Annotated in this window: 23 protein-coding genes, 1 pseudogene and 1 riboswitch; of the genes and pseudogenes, 11 read left to right on the forward strand and 13 right to left on the reverse strand. The window is 65.7% G+C overall.

Features of this window, described 5'->3' with window-relative positions:
* Position 1: 1 nt before the first annotated feature.
* Entirely contained in the window at positions 2–754 is a 753-nt protein-coding gene (locus ACNQR1_RS14185; protein WP_418046863.1) for an enoyl-CoA hydratase, read from the reverse strand.
* A gap of 442 nt (positions 755–1,196) precedes the next feature.
* On the opposite strand from ACNQR1_RS14185, the gene ACNQR1_RS14190 reads away from it, so the two are divergent.
* On the forward strand, positions 1,197–1,856 hold the full coding sequence (locus ACNQR1_RS14190) for an ABC transporter substrate-binding protein (RefSeq protein ID WP_418046864.1): 660 nt from the start codon (positions 1,197–1,199) through the stop codon (positions 1,854–1,856).
* A gap of 1 nt (position 1,857) precedes the next feature.
* On the opposite strand, the gene ACNQR1_RS14195 is transcribed toward ACNQR1_RS14190, so the two are convergent.
* The 5 genes and pseudogenes from ACNQR1_RS14195 to ACNQR1_RS14215 form a co-directional block, all read right to left on the reverse strand.
* Entirely contained in the window at positions 1,858–3,624 is a 1,767-nt protein-coding gene (locus ACNQR1_RS14195; RefSeq protein WP_418046865.1) for an ABC transporter ATP-binding protein, read from the reverse strand.
* The gene (locus tag ACNQR1_RS14200; RefSeq protein WP_418046866.1) at positions 3,621–5,291 is read right to left on the reverse strand and encodes an ABC transporter ATP-binding protein; all 1,671 of its coding nucleotides are present in this window, start codon (positions 5,289–5,291) and stop codon (positions 3,621–3,623) included. Before ACNQR1_RS14200 ends, ACNQR1_RS14195 begins: the two co-directional genes overlap by 4 nt.
* A pseudogene (locus ACNQR1_RS14205) lies at positions 5,288–6,095 on the reverse strand (ABC transporter ATP-binding protein). The gene ACNQR1_RS14200 and the pseudogene ACNQR1_RS14205 overlap by 4 nt, the downstream one beginning before the upstream one ends.
* Before the next feature lie 13 nt (positions 6,096–6,108).
* Positions 6,109–7,152, reverse strand: coding sequence for a FecCD family ABC transporter permease (locus ACNQR1_RS14210; RefSeq protein WP_418046867.1), 1,044 nt, complete (start codon positions 7,150–7,152; stop codon positions 6,109–6,111).
* A complete protein-coding gene (locus ACNQR1_RS14215; protein ID WP_418046868.1) occupies positions 7,149–8,183 on the reverse strand; it encodes a FecCD family ABC transporter permease in 1,035 nt (344 codons plus the stop codon). The genes ACNQR1_RS14210 and ACNQR1_RS14215 overlap by 4 nt, the downstream gene beginning before the upstream one ends.
* Before the next feature lie 187 nt (positions 8,184–8,370).
* On the opposite strand from ACNQR1_RS14215, the gene ACNQR1_RS14220 reads away from it, so the two are divergent.
* Entirely contained in the window at positions 8,371–8,925 is a 555-nt protein-coding gene (locus tag ACNQR1_RS14220) for a signal peptidase II (protein ID WP_418046869.1), read from the forward strand.
* Positions 8,912–9,313, forward strand: a complete 402-nt coding sequence (locus ACNQR1_RS14225) for a hypothetical protein (RefSeq protein ID WP_418046870.1) — start codon at positions 8,912–8,914, stop codon at positions 9,311–9,313. The genes ACNQR1_RS14220 and ACNQR1_RS14225 overlap by 14 nt, the downstream gene beginning before the upstream one ends.
* Here the strand turns inward: ACNQR1_RS14225 and ACNQR1_RS14230 are convergent.
* The 5 genes from ACNQR1_RS14230 to ACNQR1_RS14250 form a co-directional block, all read right to left on the reverse strand.
* Entirely contained in the window at positions 9,310–9,648 is a 339-nt protein-coding gene (locus ACNQR1_RS14230) for a hypothetical protein (protein ID WP_231965619.1), read from the reverse strand. The genes ACNQR1_RS14225 and ACNQR1_RS14230 overlap by 4 nt on opposite strands.
* Positions 9,649–9,741: 93 nt before the next feature.
* Positions 9,742–10,023, reverse strand: a complete 282-nt coding sequence (locus ACNQR1_RS14235) for a hypothetical protein (RefSeq protein ID WP_418046871.1) — start codon at positions 10,021–10,023, stop codon at positions 9,742–9,744.
* Between the two features lie 251 nt (positions 10,024–10,274).
* On the reverse strand, positions 10,275–11,018 hold the full coding sequence (locus ACNQR1_RS14240) for a hypothetical protein (protein WP_418046872.1): 744 nt from the start codon (positions 11,016–11,018) through the stop codon (positions 10,275–10,277).
* A 30-nt stretch (positions 11,019–11,048) separates the two neighbouring features.
* Complete coding sequence (locus tag ACNQR1_RS14245; protein ID WP_418046873.1) at positions 11,049–11,735, reverse strand: MspA family porin; 687 nt, start codon at positions 11,733–11,735, stop codon at positions 11,049–11,051.
* 92 nt (positions 11,736–11,827) lie between these two features.
* Complete coding sequence (locus tag ACNQR1_RS14250) at positions 11,828–12,523, reverse strand: MspA family porin (protein ID WP_418046874.1); 696 nt, start codon at positions 12,521–12,523, stop codon at positions 11,828–11,830.
* A gap of 419 nt (positions 12,524–12,942) precedes the next feature.
* Between ACNQR1_RS14250 and ACNQR1_RS14255 the strand changes: the two genes are divergently transcribed.
* The 3 genes from ACNQR1_RS14255 to metE all read left to right on the forward strand — a co-directional run bounded on the left by ACNQR1_RS14255 (position 12,943) and on the right by metE (position 17,013).
* Entirely contained in the window at positions 12,943–13,536 is a 594-nt protein-coding gene (locus ACNQR1_RS14255) for a hypothetical protein (RefSeq protein WP_418046875.1), read from the forward strand.
* 216 nt (positions 13,537–13,752) lie between these two features.
* Positions 13,753–14,328, forward strand: coding sequence for a sensor domain-containing protein (locus tag ACNQR1_RS14260; RefSeq protein ID WP_418046876.1), 576 nt, complete (start codon positions 13,753–13,755; stop codon positions 14,326–14,328).
* 73 nt (positions 14,329–14,401) lie between these two features.
* Positions 14,402–14,610, forward strand: a riboswitch (cobalamin riboswitch).
* A 129-nt stretch (positions 14,611–14,739) separates the two neighbouring features.
* Positions 14,740–17,013, forward strand: a complete 2,274-nt coding sequence (gene metE / locus ACNQR1_RS14265; protein ID WP_418046877.1) for a 5-methyltetrahydropteroyltriglutamate--homocysteine S-methyltransferase — start codon at positions 14,740–14,742, stop codon at positions 17,011–17,013.
* Between the two features lie 4 nt (positions 17,014–17,017).
* On the opposite strand, the gene ACNQR1_RS14270 is transcribed toward metE, so the two are convergent.
* Positions 17,018–17,674 carry a GntR family transcriptional regulator gene (locus ACNQR1_RS14270; RefSeq protein WP_418046878.1) on the reverse strand — a complete coding sequence of 219 codons (657 nt, stop codon included), beginning with the start codon at positions 17,672–17,674 and terminating at the stop codon, positions 17,018–17,020.
* A gap of 68 nt (positions 17,675–17,742) precedes the next feature.
* Between ACNQR1_RS14270 and ACNQR1_RS14275 the strand changes: the two genes are divergently transcribed.
* From ACNQR1_RS14275 to ACNQR1_RS14285, 3 genes are read left to right on the forward strand one after another with little or no spacing between them, the layout of a single operon-like run.
* Entirely contained in the window at positions 17,743–19,101 is a 1,359-nt protein-coding gene (locus tag ACNQR1_RS14275; protein WP_418046879.1) for an LLM class flavin-dependent oxidoreductase, read from the forward strand.
* Between the two features lie 9 nt (positions 19,102–19,110).
* Positions 19,111–20,295, forward strand: coding sequence for a CaiB/BaiF CoA transferase family protein (locus tag ACNQR1_RS14280; protein WP_418046880.1), 1,185 nt, complete (start codon positions 19,111–19,113; stop codon positions 20,293–20,295).
* A 30-nt stretch (positions 20,296–20,325) separates the two neighbouring features.
* Positions 20,326–21,234: an HpcH/HpaI aldolase/citrate lyase family protein gene (locus ACNQR1_RS14285; protein ID WP_418046881.1), complete on the forward strand. Its 909-nt coding sequence runs from the start codon at positions 20,326–20,328 to the stop codon at positions 21,232–21,234.
* 90 nt (positions 21,235–21,324) lie between these two features.
* Here ACNQR1_RS14285 and ACNQR1_RS14290 read toward each other — a convergent pair whose 3' ends face one another.
* On the reverse strand, positions 21,325–22,134 hold the full coding sequence (locus ACNQR1_RS14290) for a class I SAM-dependent methyltransferase (protein WP_418046882.1): 810 nt from the start codon (positions 22,132–22,134) through the stop codon (positions 21,325–21,327).
* 155 nt (positions 22,135–22,289) lie between these two features.
* Here ACNQR1_RS14290 and ACNQR1_RS14295 point away from each other — a divergent pair, with 155 nt between their 5' ends.
* Positions 22,290–23,765 carry a PPE domain-containing protein gene (locus tag ACNQR1_RS14295; protein ID WP_418046883.1) on the forward strand — a complete coding sequence of 492 codons (1,476 nt, stop codon included), beginning with the start codon at positions 22,290–22,292 and terminating at the stop codon, positions 23,763–23,765.
* Between the two features lie 79 nt (positions 23,766–23,844).
* Positions 23,845–24,714 carry a TauD/TfdA dioxygenase family protein gene (locus ACNQR1_RS14300; RefSeq protein WP_418046884.1) on the forward strand — a complete coding sequence of 290 codons (870 nt, stop codon included), beginning with the start codon at positions 23,845–23,847 and terminating at the stop codon, positions 24,712–24,714.
* The last annotated feature ends 2 nt before the right edge of the window (positions 24,715–24,716 follow it).

A 24,716-nucleotide genomic window follows, 5' to 3' on the forward strand; every position in this document is an offset into this window, starting at 1 on the left:
GCTACTTGCGCTTGGCGGCGGCCAAACGCTCTGCGAATTCCGGGGATTCGATGGAGCGGGCCTGCGGACCGAGTTCGATGTCGACGGCGGTCCCGTGCTGATCGGTGTCGACCGTTCCCGGATTGGCGGTGGCCCGCATCGAGGCTTTCGTGGCGATCACCACGTCGCGCGGAGCGCCGGCGGGGCCCGCGGCGAGCATGCGTGCGGCGCCCACAGGATCCTCGGCGATCGACAGCGCCAACCCATGGCGCACCGCGGACTCGGCGTCGAAGCGCATGCCGAACAACAGGGCCGCCCTGGCCACCTGGGGGCCGACGCCTCGCTGCAGCATCCACGTGGCGCCGCCGCCGGGATGGATGCCCAGCTTCTGGAACCGCGGATCGAACAGCGCATTCGGGCCTGCGATTCGGACGTCGGCGGCCAGCGCCAGATTGAGGCCGGCGCCCACGGCAGCGCCGTTGACCGCGGCGATGGTCGGGAGTGTGCAGTTGGCGACCGCGAGGAACCCGTCGTAGATCTTGCGCAGCCCGTCCTCGGTGGCTTCGCCGAGCGCCGTCAGGTCGGCGCCGGCACAGAATGCCTTGCCTGCTCCCGTGACGATCACGGCGTGCACATCGGGGTTGGCCTCGGCGGCCTCGACCGCGGCGCGCAGGGCCGCCGACATCTCGAAGGTCACCGCATTGCGGCGATCGGGGTCGTTGACGGTGATGACTGCGATGTGATCGTCGACGCTGACCAACACTGAATCGGACACGTTGTCACCCTAACCTCCGTGCGCATCGGCCCGTGAGCGTCACGGGTGCCCGGGCGGCGTGAAGTGAGAGAGGTAAACCTAGCCTAACCAAGCTATGCTCCGTCGGAGTCGTCCGGCCGAGGGGGAATTGTGCGTCTGAAATTGCGTCATTGGGGCCGCGCCGTCGCGGCCGTCGTGCTGTCGGCAGGAGTGCTGACAGCGTGTGGGTCTGGCGATACGCAGACGCCGCAAGCGGATGCCGTGACCATTGCACACAAGTTCGGTGAGACGAAGGTGCCTCAAACTCCACACCGGGTGGTCACCGTCGGGTGGACGGATCAGGATTTCGTGCTGCCGTTCGGTGTGATTCCGGTCAGTACGCGAGATTTCGAGGAGAATTACAGCAAGTATCCGTGGGTTACCTCGGTCACCGACGGCAAGTCCATACCGACCTGGGGTAGTGATGAGAATCGATTTCGAGGCGATCGCGGCACAGAAGCCCGATCTGATCTTCGCGATCTACGAGTCGATCGATCGGCCGACCTACGACAGGCTTTCCCAGATTGCGCCCACGGTTATCCAGTCCGCTGACTACGCCGACGAAGAGACACCGTGGAACGTCCAACTGCTCACCACGGGTAAAGCGTTGGGTAAGGAGGCGGAAGCCACTGCGCTCGTGGAGAAGGTTCAGGGCCGGGTCGATGAAGCACGCAAGGCCAATCCGGAATTCGACGGCAAGACGCTGGTGGTAGATCAAGGACCCGAGAACGGTGGGCACTACCTGTTGCCGCAGAACGATCCTCGGCGCGCGGTGTTCAACGCGCTCGGTTTCAAGACCCAGGATGTCGATGGAGATGTCAGCGAGGAGAAACTCGAGTTGCTCGATCACGACGTCCTGTTCGTCGCCGGCGCCGGCAAAGATCAGATGCTGGCCTCGCCGGCCTTTGCGCGTCTCGGAGTGGTTCGTGACGGGCGGACGTTGTACACGAATTTCGAGTCCAACCTCAACGGTGCGTTGACCTACAGCGGGCCCAGCGCCATGCTGTACGCACTCGACGTGCTCACCCCACAGCTTGCGAATGCGCTCAACGGTCGCCCGGTGACTGACCTGTCGAACGGCTGATCTACCCGGGCGCACTCCATGCGGCCCACAGCTGCGCGTAGCGTCCGCCGTGCCCGAGAAGCTCGGTGTGCGTCCCATTTTCGACGATGCGCCCTCCCTCCATCACCGCAATCTGGTCAGCTGTGGCAGCTTGGGTGAGCCGATGTGCGACGACCAGCGTCGTTCGGCCGTCGGTCGCCGCGGCGGCCGCGCGTTCCAGCTCGACGGCATGAGCCGAGCCCGCTTCTGCGGTTGCTTCGTCGAGAACCACCACCTCGGGGTCGGCCAGCACCAGTCGTGCCAACGCGATGTGCTGGGCTTGGGCGGCGGTCAGGGATACGCCATGCTCCCCGACGGGGGTGTCCAGCCTCTCGTCGAGGGCCTCGACCCAGTCCGACGCACCGACCACGCGAAGGGCATCCCAGATCTCGTCCCGCGTGGCCTCGGGTGCCACCAGACGCAGATCATCGATGAGCGGACCGGAGAAAACGTGGACCTCCTGCGTGACGGTGGCAACCCAGCGACGCAACAGGCACGGATCGATGTCGCCCACGGCAACACCGCCGATCTCGACATGTCCCCGGGTTGCCGCATACAGACCTGAGACGATCGCGGCCAACGTGCTCTTGCCCGCACCGGTGGAGCCGACCAGTGCGCAGCGGGTCCCGGCCGGAATGCTGAGGGAAACATCCTGCAGGACTTCGGGTCCGGCGTTGTAGCGGAACGACAGTGCGCGGATCTCGACGTCGGATCCGGCCGGGGTCGCCGAGCCGGGGCGCCCGGCGGGTACAGGAAGGTCGACGATTCCGACGAGCCGCGCCAGGCACGCTGCCGCGGCCTGGATCTCGTCGAAGTTGTACATGAGCATGCCGATCGGGTTGAACAACCGGTGAAACATCAAGGCCGCCGCCGTCGTCGCGCCGATGGTGACCGAACCGGACCGCACCAGCAGAAACCCGACCACCAATGTCGCTGACAGTCCGATGAACTCGGCGCGGTTGACGCGCCCGACCAGGCGGGTGAACAGGGTGAAGACAGTCACCGAAAGATCCCGCACGCGATCCGATGCATCCTGGATTCCGGCCAGCTGCTGGGCGTGGATCTCGTAGGCGTCGATGGTTCTGACGCCTTGGACCGACTCCATGGTGAGCTGCGTGCGCTGTGCCATCGCGATGCGTTGTTCGGCATACAGCGGTGCTGATCGTGGTAGGAACCACCGCAGGCCGGCCGCATAGGCGGGAATGCACAGCGCGCCGGCCAGACCCAGCCGCCAGTCCAGGCTTCCCATCGCGAAAAGCGTGATCACACCGAGAAACAGGGCATTGAACATGGTGGGCAGCACCTGGGACACCGCTTTGGCCACCGCGGCGACATCTGGGCCGACCCTCGACAGCAGATCGCCCCGGCCGCTCTCCTCGATCGTGGTGGCAGGCAGGTTCAGGGCCCGGGCGAGCACGTCCTCGCGGAGGTCGGCGACTGTGTGCTCGCCGAGCCGGTTGATCAGATACGCCGACAACCCGGTGCCCAAGCCTCCGAGAACGGCGGACACACCGATCAACGCCGCCAGGCCCGCGAGGCTGCCCGCGGTGGCGCCGTCTCGGATTCGATCGACGAGCGCACCGAGCAGGTAGACCGGCACGGTGGCGACGGCTGCCGCGGCAAGTCCGATTGCGCACGCCGCGGTGGTCCGGGCGGGCCTGGTTCGCAGTTCGGCGACGAGCCACTGACGGCTGCGTGCGGCCGAGGCCACCGGCAGGACGGGTGGCGTGATCGATTCACTGATCGTCACCGGGACACCAACTTTCGGTAGACAGGATCAGAGTCGACCAGATCGCGATGCGTCCCCTCGACCCGCACCTGGCCGTCTGTCACCACGACAACGCGGTCTGCGGTGGCAAGCAGCGCGGGGCTGCTGGTGACGATCAGTGTCGTGCGACCGGAAGACGGCCGCAGCCGCCGGATGCCGTCGGCGATGGCCTGTTCGGTGACGGCGTCGACCGCGGTGGTCGGGTCGTGCAATACCAGGATGTCGGGGTCGGCGGCCAATGCCCGGGCCAACGTCAAGCGTTGTCGCTGACCGCCGGACAGGCTTGCTCCGCGCTCCAGGATGGGGGACGACAGCCCGTCGGGATGAAGTTCGACGACGTCGACCGCACACGAGGCTGCCAGCGCGGGCCCGGCGTCTCGGCCTTGCGCGCCGATGCGCAGGTTGGATTCGACCGTGCCCGTGAAGAGTTCACCGTTGTGGTGCTCGACCAGCAGTCTGTGGCGTCGCTCGCCGGGCGTGATCGCACCGATCGGATGTCCGCCGGCATGCACCGAAGCGGTTGACCGAACCCGTCCCGAAAGTACGTCGATCAGCGACGTCGCGTCGCGTGCGTCGGCAGTAAGCACGGCCACGCACTCGCCGGGCTGAAGCTGCAGGGTCCAGCCCTCGAGGCGCGCGGTCAGGGTGCCGGGGGGTGCCGCCTCCTCAGGCGCCGCGGTCGCGGGATCGGTGGAATGCAGCGTTGGGGAATCCAGCACTGCCGCCACGCGATTGGCCGACGCTCGCGCCTCGGCCACCCAACTCGGCACGATCGCAAGTGTGGAGAACGGCTCGATCAGAAACTGTGCGAGACCGATCACGGTGATCAACTGGCCCAATGACAGCTCGCCGTGCAGTGCGAAGTAGGCGGCTGCCAGGGCGATCGTCATGGCCGCCAGCGCTCCCACGGCTGTCGCCACGCCTTCCTGGACGCTCTCGATCCGGGCGGCGCGCAAGGTGGCGGCGAGCGATGTTCGGCTGGCCACGCGGTAGCGCGCCGCGGCATTGGCTTGTGCACCGATGCCCTGCAAGGGCCGGTGCCCACTGACCAGATCGGTGGCCAACGCGGTCGCCCGTCCCACCTCTGCCTGCTGTTCCTCCACCCGCCGGGCGATAAGAGGTGCACTCAGTTGAAGGGCGGACACCACAAGGGGGATGCCGATGAGCACGATCAATCCCAGCGGCAGGTCGATGCTCAGCAGTACGATGCCGCATACGACTGTGGCGACCAGTGCACCGGCGACGCGTGGCAGGTAGTCGATGACATAGCCGGTCTCGTCGGCGTCCGTCGACGAAATCGAGAGCAGTTCACCGGCTTTGAAATCTGTTCGGATTCCCAGCGGGTCGAGGAGCCTGCCGCTGATCTCTATGCGCAACAGGTGCGATTCGCGCGCGACCGCATACATCAGCAGCCGGGACCCGAACCGCCACAGAACCGACAGCACGAGGAAAAGGGCCGCCAGCATGGCGATCCAGGCGATGATTGCCGGCACACTTCCGGTGCCGACCGCGCGGTCGACGATCACCCCGATGAGCACCGGTACCGCGGCCTCACACACCTGGTGCAGCGACGTCAGCACGGTACCGGGAATCAGCCAGCGCAGATTGCGGGTTACGGTGCGGCGCAGCACCGCCGCGCCGGAATTCACGAGGGCCTCTTGGTGTAGGCAGATGCGCGCGGGATGACCAGCGGTGTCCCGGTCTGAGGGTCCTCGATGATCTGGCATGCCAGGCCGTAGACATCCTCGACCAACTCGCCGGTGATGACCGCGGCCGGATCACCTTGCGCGACAATCTCACCGGACTTCATGGCAATGATGTGATCGGCGTAGCGGCACGCGTGGTTGAGGTCGTGCAGGACGGCCACGACCGTGCGGTTCTGCTCTCGATTGAGCTTGGTGAACAAGTCGAGCAACTCCACCTGGTGGGCGATATCGAGGTACGTGGTCGGCTCGTCGAGCAGGATCAGCGGGGTCTGCTGGGCGAGCACCATCGCCACCCAGACCCGCTGCCGCTGACCGCCGGACAACTCGTCGACCAGCCGACCGGCCAACTCCGTCACCCCGGTCTGAGCCATCGCATCGGCGACGCCGGCTTCGTCGGCGGCCGACCACTGCCGCATGACCTTCTGATGTGGGAAGCGGCCTCGGGACACGAGAATCGGCCACCGTGATGCCCTCGGGGGCGATCGATGTCTGAGGCAGCAGACCAAGTCGCCGAGCCACCTCCTTGGTGTGCAGCGACGCGATGTCCTGACCGTCGAGAACGACCTGGCCCCCGGACGGTTTGATCAGCCGGGCCAGCCCGCGCAACAGGGTGGATTTGCCGCACGCGTTGGGGCCGACGATCGCGGTGACCTGTCCGTCAGGCACCTGCACCGACAGGCCGGCGATGACGGTGTTGTCCTCGTAGCCGATCGACAGGTGGTTGGCACGTAGCCGACTGCCCTCCATATGCATGATCCCTTCACCGTTTACGTGCCTGCGTGACAAGCAGATACACCAGGTACGTGCCGCCCAGCGACACCGTCACCGCACCGACCGGGAGTTCACTGCCGCCGAACAGATGCTGGGCGACGACGTCACTGCCGAGCAGAAGGACCGCGCCCATCGCCGCGGACGGCATCAGGCCGACGCCGGCACCGGCCGTCAGCCGGCGCGCGAGTTGCGGGGCGGCCAGCGCGATGAACGTGATCGGTCCCGCGGCAGCGCACGCCAGTGCCACCAGTGCCACCGCCGCGACCAGGTAGGCCAATCGCACTCGGTCGGGCTGTATCCCGAGTGCGCCTGCTGCATCGTCACCGAGCTGCAGTATCGGAAGCTGTGGGCCCAGCGCCACCAGCCCGACGGTGATGGCCAGCAGGCATATTGTCATCGGAACGACCTGCACCCAGCTCAGCCCGCTCAGGGTGCCTTGCTGCCACACCGATGCGGTCACCGCCGCGTGAAAGTCGAGCTTGATGACGATCCATTGGTTCACCGAGCTCAGGACTGCGCCCAGTGCGATGCCGACCACGATCAGCCGGTAGCCGGCCACTCCGTTGCGGTAGGTCAGCAGATAGACCGCGAGTGCGGTCATCAGACCGCCCACCAAAGCTCCGGTCGCGACGGCATAGTAGCCGCCTCCGAAACCGGCGATGACGACCAGTGCTCCCGTGTAGGCGCCGGTGTTCACGCCGATGATGTCGGGGCTGCCCAGCGGGTTTCGGGTCAGTGCCTGAAAAATCGCACCCGAGACGCCCAGCGCAGAACCGACCAGCAACGCCATCGTCATCCGTGGCATTCGCCATTCGAGCACCACCACGCGGTCGAACGACGTGTTGGTGCCGAGGAGAACCCTCAGCACATCCAAGGGTGCGACGGTGTACTTGCCGAATCCGATGGCAATCACGCCGACGACGATGACAGCGGCCAGAAGCGAAGCCACCACGAGCACCGAGCGCCAAGACGCCCGCAACGACATCCCGCGCGAGCGCAGGACAACCTGGCGGTGACCGAACTCGACGCTCATGCCCGATCCGTCCCACGGCGACGGATCAACCAGATCAGCACCGGCGCACCGAGAAATGCGGTGACAATACCGGCCGGAAGTTCGGCGGGCCGGATGATCACGCGGCCGACGATGTCGGCCGCGAGCAGAAGTGCGGGCGCGACGAAGCACGCGTACGCCAGTATCCAGCGCCAGTCCGGCCCGGTGAATCGCCGCACGGCGTGCGGAACCATAAGGCCGACAAAGCCGATCGGTCCCGCCCCCGCGGTCGCGGCCCCCGCGAGAAGCGTGACGGCGATGAGGCTGAGCGCTTGTGTGCGTGCGACGTTGCCGCCCATGCTCTTCGCCAGATCCTCGCCGAGCGCGGTGACATTGAGTGAGCGGCTGACGATGACGCACAGTACGGCGCCGAGAGCGATGAACGGGCTGATGGCCCACGCGACCTCAAGCGACCGACCGTCGAGCGCCCCGGCGTCCCAGAAGCGCATGTTGTCGAAGGCGTGCGGATTGCGTAACCGCACGACGAATCCGATGCCGTCGAGCACGGCACCCACCGCGACGCCCGCGAGCAGCACCCGAACTGGGGTGGCGGTCACGCGGCCGGTCATGCCCACCAGATAGACGATCGCCATCGCGAAAAGCGCTCCGGCAAACGCAAACCAGATGTATGTCCTGACGCCGGTGAGACCGAAGAAGGCGATTGCGCTGACGACGAACAACGCTGCGCCGGCGTTGATTCCGAGGATTTCGGTGTCAGCCAACGGATTCCGTCCGACTGCCTGTATGAGAGTGCCCGAAAGTCCCAGGGCGAGTCCGACGAGAAGTGCGAGCGCAGTGCGGGGGATCCGCAGGTCGTGCACGATCCACTGATCGCCGATGTCGTGGTAGTCGGTGACCGCATGCCAGACCGTCGACAGGGACACGTGCTCGGTGCCGACTGCCAGGCTGGCCAAACACATTGCCGCCAGCAACATGGCGGCGATCAGCAGCCCGAAACCACGGCGGCGTCGCACGGGTCCGGTCGGTGGAGCCGCCGGCTTGAAGGTGATCACCGCGGCTGCGGCTGACCGGTCCCGTACGCTGCATAGTCGAAGAGGGTCATTGCGTTAGGTTAGCCTAACGATGGTTGTGGTCTGGTCGCCGAGGCCGTCGAACGAACCCCTGACGCGCCACAAATGTTCACCGAAACGTCAGCCGCGTCGCCCGGCGATCCGGCTTTCGCGAGCGGACAATGATTCGGTGACGGCCGACATCGCCGATATTTCTGGCGCTCCGGGCGCCGGTTCGGCACAGCCGACGCGGCGTCGGCTGCTCTTGTCGGCCGCGGGCGCGGTCTTTGTGCTCGACGTCGGGACCAAGGCCCTGGCTGTGGGGATACTCGAACCCGGCCGTACCGTCCCGTTGCTCGGCAACTGGCTGGCATGTGAGCTCACCCGCAATTCCGGTGCGGCATTGTCGATGGCCGCGGACCGGACCGTGATGCTGACCATCGTCGTCCTGTGCGTTGCCGCGGCCATCGCCTGGATCGGCGTGCATGTCCGCTCGCCGTGGTGGGCTCTGGGCCTCGGGACGATCCTGGGAGGTGCCGCGGGCAACCTCGTCGACCGATTCTTCCGCGCCCCCGGGCCGCTACGGGGCCATGTGGTCGACTTTCTGGCCGTCGGCCCGATGCCGGTGTTCAATGTCGCGGATCTTGCCGTTCTGGCGGGCGTGGTGTGGCTGATTGCGTTGTCGCTGTCAGGTTTTCCGTTCAACGGTGCGGCCCGGAACTTGGGGCCGCATGCTGGACACTGATCCGGACTACCGGATCGGTTCAGCGGACGATCGGCCGCATACCCCCTGGCACGAGAGCACCGCGGCGATGGTGTTCGCCGGGATCGGGGCAGTGGTGGCCATCGGCGCGCTGGTATTCGCGATCCTGATGACGTCGCATCATTCGGTGCTGCCGGCCTCACCGGAGCGGCTCACCCCTGTGACGCCCACGAAGCCGGTGTCGTCGCGGTCGATGACCACGAGTACCAGCACATCGCCACGGACACCGGTGAGCACCAGCGAGGACGTCGGAACGTCAAGTGCGCCACCGCCACCGCCAGAAGTTGTGGTGGAGACGACCGCACCGCCGACCACGACCATGTCGAATCCCTATGCGACCACCTCGGTGCCCAACGCGGGTGCGTTCTAGCCGATGCCGAACGGGCCGAAAGGCCCGAGCGGACCGAGGATGACGGAGGAGTCGTCGGGTTCGTTGGGGCACGCCACGTCGACGTACACGGTGATCGAGGATTTCGGCGCCGGCGGTGAGGACCGGTCGGGGTTGTGGATGCCTTTGACCGAGCACTCCGACAGCGGGGTCGTGCTCACGCCGCCGACCCAGTTGATCTCGACGCTGTAGCCCTGATCCTCGAGGTCGCTGATGACTGCGTCAGCTGACTGCTCGCCCGCTGTGGGATCAGCTCCGGCGGGTGGGGCTGAGATGACGAGAATCCCGGCGCAGCACAACACCAAGGGGGAAACCACTTTTACGCACCGCGATGCTCGCCGCATGATCACCCTCCCGGCGGTCGGACCGGTCTTGCCAGTCTATTCCGCCGGGCAGGGGGATGACGTCGTTCAGGAGTTCGAGGACTCGTCCGGGCACTGCACATCCACGTAGACCGTCACCGATGACTTCGGCAACGGGGGCGCCCCGCGGTTGGGGTTGTGGATGGAATTGACCCGGCACCTGTCCAGCGGCAGTGTGCTCTTGCCGCCCACCCAGTTGATCGCCACTGTGTAGCCCTCGGCGCTAAGGGCGGAGATGGTCTCGTCGGCCCGTTGCCCGCTGCCCGCAGTCGGCTCTGCCGCGGCTAATGGCGCACCCCCGACCGCAATGGCGGGAATGAAAACCGCCACACCGATGATTCTCGATCTTCGCGCATGCGTCAGCATTTCGATCCTCCCCGGCGGTCGGATCTCGTGCTGTCGCTCTCACCGGTAGCTCCGGCCGTCAACAGCCAGTGTATTCCCGGTGTACAGAAAGTTAACAGAAAGTTGCGAAAATTCGTCCAGCGGATTTTGGCGGTGGAGCGCGGTGGACCGGAAGATGGGGGCAGCAAGAAATCAGGCAGCACCCGGGAATACCGGATGCTGCCTGAAGGTATGTGTCAGGGAGCTGGAGCTGGGGGAGGCGGCGGCCCCGGGATTCCCGGTGCCGGCGGGGCTCCCGGTGCCGGGGGCGGTGCCGCTGGATCCGGCAGATTCTCACCGAGACCCGACGGGATGTTCGTCCCGGGCGGGGGAGCGGTGCCCGGAAGCGGTTCACCGAGTTGCTCTTTGGGCACTTGGCCGAGCATTGCGCCCCGCAGGTTGCCGTTGCGGTACAGGTCGCGCATGTTCCGCATCCAGTCGAGCCCGGAGATGTCCGCGTTCTCCTGGCCCGGTTCGACCCCGACCACGGTGCCCTGTCCGGGGGCTGACGGCTTCTCGTTCTGCGGGAGGAAGTTCCCGTTGTTGAACGCCCTGAGGTTGGGGGCGTTGGTGGGTGGCGGACCGCCCGGTGCAGCCGGAGCTGCGTACTGCCCCAACAGTGCACCCGGGCTCAGGTCGATCCCGTCGGGGACACCCATTCTGCCTGGCGCCGCCTGGGTTCCGGTCTGCCCCAGAACCGACAGCCCTTGCGGCCCGAGTGGTGCACCGACGAGCGGCACCTCGGGTCCGGCCGGGGGAGGCGGTTCCACCGCGGGGGCCGGGGCGGCAACCGCGGGAGCGCCCGGAACCTCCGGCGGTGCCGGGTCGGCTGCGGCGGTTGCCGAGCAGGCAACCGCCGCACCGACCACGAACAGCCCGGCTGCGGCGAGGGCGGCCATCGCGTTCTTGACCGCGTACGTGCCGTCTGAGTTCTCGCTCATGCCTTCGTGTTTCGCTTTCACAGCTCCCCGTCAGACTGCCTTGGTAACGCCGTAGTACGCGACCACGTCGTCGGTGTCGGTGGTGGAGCTGGTCAGGGTCGCGTACGAGCGCAGGAAGGACTGACCGGTGCAGCCGTCGATCTTGATGTGGACGTCCTTGACCGTGACGCGTACCGGTGCCGCCTTGAACGACTTCTTGTTCACCGAGACGTTGGTGACGGTACCGGGCTTGAGGTGGATCTCCAGCGTGCCCGACATCGGCATGCTCACACCGGTCGGGATGATGCCGGCCAACGTCGAACCCGACGTGCTCAGGCCGATCGAGCCGATGAGGCGGACCTGGCCCAGTTCGATACCGCAACCGATCTGGTAGCCGGTATCCAGTGTGCCGCCGGACAGCGTGGTGGACCCGCCACCGGTGACGGTGCCGGTGAACGTGCCGGCCACGAGGTATTCGCGAGAGGATGCGGCGGTGGTCAGCGGTGCCACCGGCAGCTGGCTCTCGTCTTTCGCAGCGACGGTGAGCTTCCACCCGTCGGGCGTCGTGACGACACCGGGCTCCGCGGATGCGACGAGACCGTTGTCCGGCGGGGGGCCGGCGTCGGCGACCGGTGCGGCTGGGTCCGGCGGTGGCGGCGGGTCGGCCGACGCGAGGGGCGCCAGTGCTACCGGGGCCAGCAGGCAAACAGCGGCCAGAGTGGCGAAACGATTCAACATGCGGGAACTTGTGCCTCTCGTAAGTTTCGAATCCGACGGATCGACGTCGTGATCTGGGCGAGTCATGGATCGGTGTCGTTTCCGGGCCGCGGTCAGACAGCCTTGGTCACACCGAGATAGGTGATGACGTCGTCGGTGTTGTCGGTGGAGCTGGTCAGAGTCGCGTACGTGCGGATGAACGACTGACCGGCGCACTGATCGAACTTGATGCGGACGCCCGTGACGGTCACGCGGGTACCCGAGCCCTTGAACGACTTCTTGTCGATCGGGACGATGGTGACCGTGCCCGGCTTGAGGTACACCTTGCCCTGCAAGCTGATGCCGGTGCCACCGCTGACGTCGCTTGCCGCGCCGGTGAACGGAATTCGCAGGCCCGGCGTGAAGCTGATGCCGGGGTTGATCTCCGTTTCGTCGGTGATGATGCCGCAGCCGATCTGGGCGCCGGCTTCCAGCGTTCCGCCGGTCAGCTTGGTCTTGCCGCCACCGGAGACCTTTCCGGTGAAGGTCCCTCCGACAAGGTATTCACGTGATGACACCGCGGTGGTGAGTGGTGCCACCGGCAGCAGGGTCTCGTTGGAGCCGACAACGGTGACGTGCCAGCCGTCCGGGGTGTCCAGCACGCCCGGAGCAGAGGACGGAACCGCGCCGGTGTCCACCGGGGGCGGTGCGGGCGCAGCGACGGGGGCCGCCGGGTCCGGCGGGGGCGGGGGATCTGCGTATGCAAGCGGCGCAATCGCTACAGGGGCCAACATGCAGACTGCAGCCAGGGGGGCAAAACGACTCAACATGCGTGAACTTGCGCCTCTCGTGGGTTTGGGCCCCGCCTTCTGAGACGCGCCATGGTCGTCAGAAATCAAAGGGCCCAAGGAATCTGTCGCGACGAAGCATGAACCGATCGCGTTTCGAATCGGTGAACAATGCCCCAACAGTTGCCGCCAGGTTCACATCCAGCTGGAATCTTCGAAGCTGTGAGATGGCTGGGAAACAAGTTGGGCCGCAGTGCATCCCATATATGAGGAAGGGGAACGTGCGGGCGGCACACAATGGACGACCCCTTGTGGGAGCGGGTTGGCCGGATGTTCACCTTCTGGACATGTGAACCCTCGACCGTGAGGGGCATCCGGGGGGTAAAGCGGACGCGTCGACAGGCGGGGATGCGAAGTGTGGGCGCATGGCGCCGAATAGCTACCGACTGACGGAGGAATCGTTGAGGTCGTCTCAGACGTATGAGCGAGGGTTCGCGTCGCTACTCGTTGCGTTCAGCATCGGGTTCGCTGCCATGCCCCTGGCAGGCGCCGAACCAGGCGACGAGGCCGGTGCTCCAGGGCCGGCTGCGCCCGCGGCGCCCGAGTTGCCTCCGGTGGCGGCCGGTGTGCCGGCCCCGGGTCCGGTATCGGTGCCGGTCGCGACCACGGATGATCCTGGCGTACCTGCGGTTACGGCCTGCTCGACGTTCGCCAACGCGCTCGATTCGGCGTCGACGTTCTACGGCGATTTCGCGGATTCGATCGAAGGCGTGGAGCGCCCCGACTACGGGGACCCGACCATCAGCACGACGAACACCAGTGGCCGGACCGCGCTGCGCGAAGCCGCCGCATCGGCGATGAGTGCCGCGGGAACACCTGGGCTTTCCCCGGACATCGCCAACCCGATGCGGTCCTGGTCGTTCGGCGCCACCAAGCTGCTCCTGAAGATGGGGCTGCGCACCGGTGGTCAATCTCTGAATGACACCGCCACCCAGCTCAACACCGATGCCACCAATGCACAGATGGCTTGTGCCGCTGCGGGCACCCACGCTTGACGGCGAACCGAATCACGTTGTCCTGACCAGGTTCTGGTGGGACGCGCCGGCATTCACCACCTTGGAAACTCACCCACCCAGATGCGCGGCGACCCGTGCCGTCAGTAAAGGACTGCCGTGATCCGGCTTGCGATTTCGTTGCTCATGCTCGTACTGCTGGCAACCAGTTGTGCCGGCGGCGGCGACAAGCCTCAGGGGCCGCCGAAGGATGTGCCCATGTCCGCGCTCGAGGGGCTGCTGCTGAGCACCGGCGAGGTCAACTCCCTGATGGGGACCGACGGGATGACGGCGCACCCGCCGGTCACCGCGATGAGTGATCATCGCAACCTGCTGCCCAACCTGAATTGCCTCGGTGCCTGGCAGGTGAACGAGTCCGCCATCTACGGGGACCACTGGACCGCCATGCGCCAGGTACTGCTTCGGGCACCGGACAACGACAATTGGGACAACCTGTTGGTGCAGTCGGTGGTGATCTTCCCGACCCCGCAGGACGCCAAGGACTTTCTGGATCAGTCCGCCGATCGCTGGTCGAAATGCACCGACCACAAGGTGAACATCACCCTCAACGGTGAACCGCTGCCCAAGTGGAAGAGCGGTCAGCTCACCAAGACCGACGACGAGCTCACCCTGCCCTTCACCCGCGTCAACGGGGATCAGACCAGGGATTGCCAGCGGGCGCTCGCTGTGGCCGCCAATCTCGTCATGGACGTGCAGGCATGCAAGCCGGCAGGCTCGTCGGTAACCCAGGCAGCCGATGTGGTGGACAAGATCAAGGCCGCGATGCCGCGCTGATCGCTACCCGCCGGGGTGAGGCGGGTAGTCTGGCCCGCGCAGCTGGTTTGCCGGTGCCGGGGTGTTTGCGGTGCCGACATCGAACGACGCAGGCTGATTGAGATGCGACGTGAGAGGGAACCCGGTGAGAATCCGGGACTGTCCCGCAGCGGTATGCAGGAACGACCGCCGTCATCAGCACTGGCACGCAGGCAACTGCAGCTGGGAAGCGACGGCCAGTAGGAGCACGGTTTCCGTGCGTGCCTGTGAGTCCGAAGACCTGCCAGCCGTACCGGGCGCGCCGCGTCCGGTGGTTCATCGCCTCGCGGAATGGGCAGTGGCCGAAAGCGGCTCACCCATGGCGGGGTGGCTGTGTTCGGTTCGACGTCTCCTGGCGGTGGCCATCCCCGTCGCACGTTGAAGGACGTCGTCATGAGCACAACCGCAGCACCCTTCACCGCCACCATCCTCGGGTCGCCCCGAATCGGGCCGAACCGCGAACTCAAGCGCGCCGTCGAGAAGTACTGGGCCGGCAGAATCGATCGCGACGAACTCGAGTCGGTGGCCGCCACCCTCCGCCGCGATACGTGGGAGTCGCTGGTCGCGGCCGGACTGGACTCGGTCCCGGTCAACACGTTCTCCTACTACGACCAGATGCTCGACACCGCAGTGCTGGTCGGCGCACTCCCGCCGCGTGTGACCGCTGTCGCCGACGACCTGGACCGCTATTTCGCCGCGGCGCGCGGCAACGACAAGATAGCTCCACTGGAGATGACCAAGTGGTTCGACACCAATTACCACTACATCGTGCCCGAGATCGGCCCGGAGGCCAGCTTCGCCCTCAATCCGGCCAAGGTGCTTGGAGAGTTGGAAGAGGCACGTGCACAGGGGATTCCGGCGCGCCCGGTGATTGTCGGTCCCATCACCTTCCTGGCCCTGTCCAAGTCCGTCGATGGTGAGGGAGCGCCGCTGGCCCGTCTCGATGACCTCGTCGATGTCTATGCCGAACTGCTGGGACTGTTGGCAGACAAGGGAATCGAGTGGGTCCAGGTCGACGAGCCGGTGTTGGTGACCGACATTGTCGACAATGCGGCCGACATCGCCGAGCGGACCTACGCCCGTCTCGCCGGACTGACCAAGCGGCCGGCTGTCTTCGTCGCGACCTACTTCGGTGAGCTGACCGACGCGTTGCCCGCATTGGCTCGTACCCCGATCGAGGCCATCGGCGTCGATCTGGTTGCCGGAACCGCCGCCGCGCTGGCCGCAGTGCCGGAGCTCGCCGACAAGCTCCTGGTGGCGGGTGTGGTCGACGGGCGCAATATCTGGCGCACCGACCTCGAGGCCGCACTGGGCACCCTGTCCGTGCTGACGGGGGCTGTGGCGGCGATAGCGGTTTCCACGTCATGCTCGACACTGCACGTGCCTTACACCCTTGACGCCGAGAGCGATCTGGACGCGGCGCTTCGCAGCTGGCTGGCCTTCGGCTTCGAGAAGGTCACCGAAGTGGTGGCACTGGCTCGTGGTCTCAAGGACGGTCGCGAGGCCATTTCTGGCGAGATCGCTGCGTCCAACGCCGCCATCGAGTCGCGCAAGTCTGATCCGCGACTCGACAACGGCGAGGTCCGGGCCCGGATCTCGGAGATCGTCGCTTCGGGCGCCAAGCGTGGACCGGCTGATCAACGTCGCGCCGCTCAGCAGGACCGGCTGAAACTGCCTGCGTTGCCCACCACCACGATCGGTTCCTACCCGCAGACCTCGGCCATTCGGATCGCCCGTGCCGATCTGCGCTCCGGCAAGATCGACGCCGCTGAGTATCAGCGCCGCATGAAGGCCGAGGTCGCCGAGGTCATCGAGCTGCAGGAACAGCTGGGGTTGGACGTGCTGGTGCATGGTGAGCCCGAGCGCAACGACATGGTGCAGTACTTCGCCGAGCAACTCGACGGGTTCTTCGCCACGCAGAACGGGTGGGTGCAGTCCTACGGCAGCCGGTGCGTCCGTCCACCGATCCTCTATGGAGATGTGGCCCGGCCCAAGCCGATGACCGTCGATTGGATCACCTATGCACAGTCGCTGACGGAAAAGCCGGTCAAGGGCATGCTCACCGGCCCGGTCACCATCTTGGCCTGGTCTTTCGTCCGTGACGATCAGCCGCTGGCGGAGACCTCCGCCCAGGTGGCCCTCGCGATCCGCGACGAGACCGTTGATCTGGAGTCGGCCGGTATCGCGATCATTCAGGTCGATGAGCCGGCGCTGCGCGAGCTGCTGCCGTTGCGTTCGAAAGACAAAGAGGCGTACCTGAATTGGGCGGTGGAGGCGTTCCGGTTGTCCACTTCCGGGGTGGAGGATTCCACCCAGATCCACACCCATCTGTGCTACTCGGAGTTCGGTGAGGTGATCGGTGCGATCGCCGATCTGGACGCCGATGTGACCTCGATCGAGGCGGCTCGCTCGCACATGGAGGTGCTGGGCGATCTCAACGCCGTCGGCTTCTCGAACAGTGTGGGCCCGGGTGTCTACGACATCCACTCACCGCGGGTACCGGGTGTCGAAGAGATCGCCACGTCGCTGCGGGAAGCACTCGAAGCTGTTCCGGCCGAACGACTCTGGGTCAACCCGGATTGTGGATTGAAGACCCGAACCACCGACGAGGTCACCGAGTCGCTCAAACACCTTGTCACCGCGGCCGCCGAGGTTCGCGGAGGATAGTGGTTCAGCTCGTGGCGGCCTGAGCATCCAGCCAGGTCGCCAACGAGCGCCCTGCCTCCAGGACGTGGCGTTCGGCGATGGTCCGGGCGGCCTCGGCGTCCTTGGCCTCCAACGCATCCAGCAGCTGCTCATGTTCGTCGAGCGAGTGCTTTTCATGCTCGGGAAAGACGGTCAGGAAGTTGGACGGCACCACCCGCGCGGCCTGCCGGATCTGGGTCAGCAACCGAGGGGAGTGCGCGGCCCGGTGGATCTCCTGATGGAACAGCCAGTTGGCCTCGCCGATGCTGTCCACGCCTGACCGCTGGGCGACATCGGCAGCCAGTTCGCGCAAACGCGCGAGTTCGTCGGCGGTGATTCGCTGGGCGGCCCAGGCCGCGGCCTGGCCGGTGAGGACGCCCAGGATGGTGAAGCTGTCGGTGACGTCGTCTGAGTTGACGCCGATCACGGTGATCCCGCTGCGTGGTGCGACGCGGACCAGCCCTTCGAAGGAGAGCTCGAGGAGGGCCTCGCGCACAGGGGTCCGGCTGGTGGCGAACTCCTCGGTGATGGCATCCAGGTCGATGCGGGTCCCTGGAGCCAAGGTTCCGGTGATGATCCGGTCGCGCAGCTCGCGGGCCGCGCGTTCACGCACGGTGCCCGAGATGTCCAACGGCGACGTCATTCGTGCAGCGTACCGGCAGGACGTACGGTACCCTTGATATCTGATATATCAGATGTTAGATTCCAATTATGCGTTCCGATCAAATGTCTCTCGTGGCGTTCATGCAGGCAGGGAGCACTTCTGTGTACGCCGGCTCATGGCGTCACCCCGCGACCGAACACAGTTATCTCGACGCGTCGTACTACGCGAAGATCGGCAGGCAGCTCGAAGAGGGTTGCTTCGACCTGATGTTCTTCGACGACCGGCTGGCGATGCCCGGGATCTATGGGGGCTCGGTGGCGGAGGCGGTGCGTTACGGAGCTCGTCCGGTCAAGCTCGATCTGAGCGTGATCCTCGGAGTACTGGCACAGACCACCTCGCATATCGGGTTGGGCGCTACCTACTCGACCACGTACTACGCCCCTTTTCACGTCGCCCGGACATTCGCGACGCTGGACCACCTCTCCCGCGGCCGCGCGGCCTGGAACGTGGTCACCTCGGTCAACGACAGCGAGGCGCAGAATTTCGGCCTCGACACCCACCTTGGTCACGACGAGCGCTACAACCGCGCCGATGAGTTTCTCGACGTGGTCGCCGGCCTCTGGGACACCTGGGAGGACGGCGCGATCCAGCACAATCGGGCTTCCGGACACTACGCCGACCCGAGCAAGGTGCACGAGCTCGGCCATGTCGGTCCCTACTTCTCGTCGCGCGGCCCGCTGACCGTGCCGCGCACACCCCAGGGCCGCCCCGTGATTCTCCAGGCGGGCTCGTCGGGGCGTGGCCGTGAATTCGCTTCGCGTTGGGCCGATCTCATCTTCACCGGGGACCCGGGTATCGACGTCGCGCGGTCGCACTACGCCGATCAGAAAGCGCGCATCGCCGACGCCGGCCGCGATCCGGCGTCAGTTCGGATCTGCCCGATGGCCTATGCGGTGGTGGGGGAAAGCGAGTCCCACGCCAAGGAACGTGAGGACATGTTCCTCAACGACCTGGTGGACCCGATGGCGTCGCTGACTCTCCTGTCGGAGCTGATGAACTACGACTTCGCTCAGCACGACCTCGACGATCCGGTCACCGACGAGCTGATCGCGTCAGCCTCAGGTATCCGTGGACTCGTGCAGAACCTGCGCACCCATATCGGCGGGGACACCGTGACCGTGCGCGACCTGGCCGGTCACCGCGCCACCCTGCTGCAAGGTCCCCGCTTCGTCGGCACCGGCAGGCAAGTGGCCGACCAGATGGAGGAGTGGTTCACCAGCGGTGCCTGCGACGGATTCGTCATGGCTGCAACGCATTCCCCAGGGTCCTATGAGGACATCGTACGGATGGTGGTTCCGGAGCTGCAGCACCGTGGATTGTTCCGTACCGCCTACACCGGAAGTACACTGCGCGATCACCTGGGGCTGGATCGGCCGGCCGGCACCCTGACCGGGTCGGCGTCATAGATGGGCGGCATGCTCAGTGGCGTCCGGGTGCTCGACCTGGCCACCCTGGCGGCGGCGCCCCTGGCGGCAACCTACTTGGGTGAGTTCGGCGCCGATGTCATCAAGGTCGAGCAGCCGGGTCAGGGCGACCCCATTCGAACCTGGGGCAACCAGCGCGACGGCGTCGGGCTGATGTGGAAGTCAGTGTCCCGCAACAAGAAATCGGTAACCGCGAATCTGCGTCTCGCTGAAGGGCAGGACCTGGTCCGGCGTCTGGCCGAGAAGTCAGATGTCGTCATCGTCAACACCAGGCCGCAGACGCTGGCCAAATGGGGTCTGGACTACGAGTCTTTGCGTGCCCTCAACGACCGCATCGTAATGCTGCACATCACCGGGTATGGGCTGACCGGACCCAAGAGCGAGCGGCCAGGATTCGGGACGCTGGGTGAGGCAATGAGCGGATTCGCCCACGTGACAGGCGAAGCCGAGGGACCGCCGACGTTGCCGCCGTTCATGCTGGCCGATGGGGTGGCCTCCCTCAACGCCGCCTATGCCGTGATGATGGCGCTCTATCACCGAGACGTGCACGGTGCCGGCGGGCAGTTGATCGACATCAATCTCGTCGACCCGCTGGCGCGACTGCTGGAACAGAACCTGCTCGGCTATGACCAGCTCGGAATTGTTCCGCGCCGAACCGGCAACCGCTGGGACATCTCAGCGCCGCGGAACACTTACCGAACCTCCGACGGACGCTGGCTCGCGATGTCGGGTAGCTCACCGGCATTGGCGCTGAGGGTGTTTCGGGCCATCGGCCGCGACGATCTGGTGTCCGACGCCGACTTCTCCGATCCGCAACGTCGGCTGGCCCGCGCCGCCGAGGTGGACGCTGTTGTCGCTGAATGGGTGGCCGCGCACACTCTGTCGGAGGCGATGGCGGTGTTCGACGCCGCCGAGGTGGCCGCGGCACCCGTCTACGACATCACCCAACTCGTAGCCGACGAACAACTGCGTCACCGCGAAGTGTTCGTCTCGGTGTCCGACAGCGAGCTCGGCGCCATGACGGTGCAGGCCCCGGTCCCGCGGTTCTCGGAGCACGCCGGGAAGGTGGAATCGCTGGGCCCTCGCCTCGGTGAACACAATACCGAGGTATACCACCAGCTCCTTGGCCTGACAGCTGAAGAACTCGATGATCTGTGCGCCCGCGGCGTGCTGTAACTCTCAGTGAAACAAAGGAATACGAATACCATGACCGATCTTGTCCGCCGTTCCGAGCTTGCCCTGCCCGCCTGCAACGATCACATGTTCGTCAAGGGTGTCACCTGTGGCGCGGACCTGGTGTTCCTCGATCTCGAGGACGCCACCCCGGTAGGGCTCAAGGTGGAATCACGCGCCAAGGCCATCCGTGCGCTGACCGAACTCGACTGGGGACGGACTGCGCGGGCCGTCCGGATCAACGGCCTCGACACGCCGTGGTGCCACGACGACATCATCGACGTGGTGACTCACGCCGGAGCTCAACTCGACACCATTGTGATCCCAAAAGCCCGTACCGCCAAAGATGTCTGGTGGGTCGACCTGCTGCTCACCCAGCTGGAGGAAAAGCTCGGACTCGAGCGCAAGATTCGGCTCGAGGTGTTGATCGAGGAAGTCGAGGGGCTGGCCAACGCCGAGGAGATCGTGCGCGCCAGCCCGCGATTGGACGCGGTGATCTTCGGCGTCGGCGACTTCTCGTTATCCCAGGGGGCGCGGGTGGACACCAACTTCGTGCCGATGGGTGAGTACCCGGGCGACTTCTGGGCCTACGCCCGCAACAAGATCATGGTCGCGGCACGAATTGCCGGTATCGACGCCATCGACTCGCCGTACCCGGATTACGCGGATGTGGCCGGATACGAGGCCGAGGCGCGCAGGTCGTCGCTCTACGGCTACACCGGAAAATGGGCCATCCATCCCAGCCAGGTCCCGATCGCGAACGAGGTGTTCGCTCCATCGGCCGAGGAGATCGCGCTGGCGCACCGCAATGTCGCGGCGTACCGGGAGGCCGAGGCGGCGGGCCGCGGTGCCGTCGGCGTCGAGGGCGTACTCGTCGACGCCGCTCATGTGAAGAAAGCCGAAGAGGTGTTGGCTCGGGCCGCGCTGATCGGTGTCGCGTAGGTCTTTCGAGTTGCCGGCTGTGGGCCTTGTGCACGCGATCGGATCGATTTCCGTGCACAAGCCCCACGCTCGGCTGACTTGTCCGCTACATCAACCGAATTCGATGAGGTTGGTGGGCGCGCGGAAACGCTCGAGTGAACGCGACCGGTAGACGAGGCCCGCGGCGCGCGACAATATCTTGCCCCGGCCCGCCGGCATTTCGAGCTCGCGCACCGCGAGCACGCCGGGAATGGCGCGTAACTCGTCGTACCGGTCGGCGGTGAATGAAAACGGCATGGGTGGCGCGGTGTACTGACTGCTGAGCCTGATGCCGCGCCGTTGTGAGTACCAGCTCAGAAATCGTGGGACGCTGTCGAAGATCAGCTGCCCGCCGGGGAACCTGGCGGCACAGGTGGCGATGAGATCGAACACCGCATCCTGCTCCAGGTACTGGAACAACCCCTCGGCGGTGATGAGCACACCGCCTGCGGCGTCGACCTGATCCATCCACGAGTGGTCGAATGCGGATTGTGCCAGGTAGTGGAGCCTGTCCGACGACGGGAGCAACTGCAGGCGAAGCCGGACGATGGGCTCCAGGTCCACTGAAAGCCAGTTCACCTCACCGTTGTCGAGGCGCCAGAAGCTGGTCTGCAGCCCCTCGGCAAGGGCGACCACCGTCGCGCGAGGGTGTGCCTGAAGGTATCGGCGAGAGGCGGTGTCGAAGGCCACGGCCCGTAGGGCGGTGGCCTGGTGGGTCCGGCCGAAGTTGTCGTAGTCATAGCCGAGGGCCTCGTGCAGCGTGATCGCCATCGGGTCCTCGATGATGCCGTCGGGCCGGGCCGCCTCGGTGGCTCTCTGGTGCAGAGTCAAGAGCGCGGTCTCGGATATCGCGGTCAGATGACGAGCGTCGACGACTGGCATGGCACGACCGTACCTGCCGGCCGATTCGCGGTGTACCTGCGCTGCGGTGTCGAGAGTCGTTGCCCCGGTTGACAGGTGATCGCGATATCTGGGGAACTTTCCGTTGGTCGCGACCGACTAGCTCGAGGACAACTCTCGTGCGAGGAGGTGATGACGTGACTGCCCCGATCTGGCTGGCGGTGCCCCCCGAGGTGCATTCTGCCCAGTTGAGCGTGGGTCCGGGTCCCGGGTCTCTTCTCGCCGCAGCCGCTCAGTGGGACGCGCTGAGCATCCAATACAGCGCGGCAGCAGCCGAACTCACACAGATCCTGGCTGACGTGCAAGTAAGCAGCTGGGAGGGGCCCACCGCCGCACAGTACGTGGCCGCCCATGGCCCCTACCTGACATGGCTGGAAAAGGCGTCAGCCGACAGTGCCGTCACCGCCGCGCAGCACGAGACGGTCGCGGCTGCGTACGGCAGCGCGCTGGCGGCCATGCCCACCCTGGCCGAACTCGCCGTCAATCACGTCACCCACGGGGCGCTCCTGGCCACCAACTTCTTCGGCATCAACACCATACCGATCGCCCTCAATGAAGCCGATTACGTGCGGATGTGGCTGCAGGCCGCGGAAGTGATGATGACCTACCAGGCGATTGCGGCGAGCGCATCCGCGGCGGTCCCGTCGTCCCAGCCGGCCCCGCCGATCCTGGCGCCGGGAGGTGAAGCACGAAGCGAGCAGCAGAACACGGCGGGCTCAACCGCGGACAACCAGCCCCTGAGCGACATCTGGAGGCTGATCTCCGAGCTCATCTCAGGTGCAGGCAATCCCGAACAACTTCTCGAGACGTTTCAACAGCTCTTCGAGCAACTGGGATTCAACCCGGCCGAGGCCGCCATCCTCGCGATCATCGCGCTGGTGCTGTACGACATGCTCTGGTATCCGTACTACGCCTCGTATTCGCTACTGCTGCTGCCGTTCTTCGCACCTGCGCTCAGTGCCCTCAGCGCGCTGAGCGCACTGGCGCTCCTACAGGGCAAGGTGCCACCGCCCGGAGTGTCACCCGCTTCCGTCGAGGTCAACGCTGACCGCCGCATCACCCCGACCTCCGGTGCCGGCGCGGCGTTGGGCCCGTCCGGAATGGCGGGCGCAGTTCCACAGGGCGGAAGTTCCGGCTCTGGTGCAACCGCCGGCAGCGGGGTGACGATTTCGGCAGGCTCTCCGTTCGCGGGCTACGTCGTGCCTGGTCTGGACCCGCCCGCTGTGGCATCGGGGCCCAAGGCCGGCGCGAAATCCTCTGATGTAGTGGCGGATACCCTCACCACCATCACTTCGGTGAGGGCAGCTGCGATCGCTCGCGGCCGCCGGAGGCGGGCGGGCCGGAAACAGGCCCGTGCCCGAAGTTACCGGTACGAGTTTCTGTCCTCCACCGACACCGTGGACGCCGCGGTGGAGGGCCCGGACCCGGCCGCATCTTTGTCACCGTCATTCAGTGCCAAAGGGGCCACTGCCCTTGGCTTTTCCGGGGCGGAACCGGTCGCCACGAGTGCAACTGCCACGGGGATGGTGCAGCGTGCGCGCGGCGGCGCCGGGGAATCGGTCCCGATGCTTCCGGGCACCTGGATGTGCGAATCAGACGAGCAACGCGGATAGCGGGAACTTTCAGCCGGTTTGATTCGACCAATCCTTCAGTCGCACAACGGCGCAGGGCAGCGCCGCACGAGGAGAAGACATGACGTTGAATGTGAAAGGCGAGGGGCTCGGGGCGCAAGTCACGGGAATCGACCCCAGGAATCTCGACGACCTCACCAGGGAAGAGATCCGCGAGATCGTCTATCAGCACAAACTGGTCGTCCTGAAAGATGTTCATCCCGCTCCCGACGAGTTCCTGAAGCTGGGCCGCATCGTCGGCGACGTCGTCACCTACTACGAGCCCATCTATCACCACAAGGACCACCCGGAAATCTTCGTCTCCTCGACGGAGGAAGGGCACGGCGTGCCTCGGACCGGAGCTTTCTGGCACATCGACTACATGTTCATGCCCGAGCCGTTCGCATTCTCGATGGTGGTGCCGCTGGCAGTGCCCGGAAGCGACCGCGGGACCTACTTCATCGACCTCAACAAGGTGTGGGAGTCCCTTCCGGACGCCGTGCGTGACCCGGTTCGTGGCACGTTCGCAACCCATGATCCACGGCGTCACATCAAGATTCGGCCGCATGACGTGTACAAGCCGATCGGCGAGGTCTGGGACGAGATCTCCGGGACCACGCCTCCCATCAAATGGCCGACGGTGATTCGGCACCCGAAGACCGGACAGGAAATCCTCTACATCTGTGCGTCGGGCACCACCAAGATCGAGGACGCGCACGGAAACCTGCTTGATCCCGCAGTTCTCGCACAACTCATGACCGCCACCGGACAACTCGATCCGGAATTCACGTCACCGTTCATCCACACCCAACACTACGAGGTCGGCGATGTCGTGTTGTGGGACAACCGGGTTCTGATGCACCGGGCGAAACACGGCACGACACCAGGAACTCTGACCACTCATCGGCTGACCATGCTGGACGGCCTCAAGACACCGGGATATGGAGTATGACC

Origin of the sequence: Mycobacterium sp. 48b (assembly GCF_048282725.1) — a bacterium.
Classification (GTDB): Bacteria; Actinomycetota; Actinomycetes; order Mycobacteriales; family Mycobacteriaceae; genus Mycobacterium.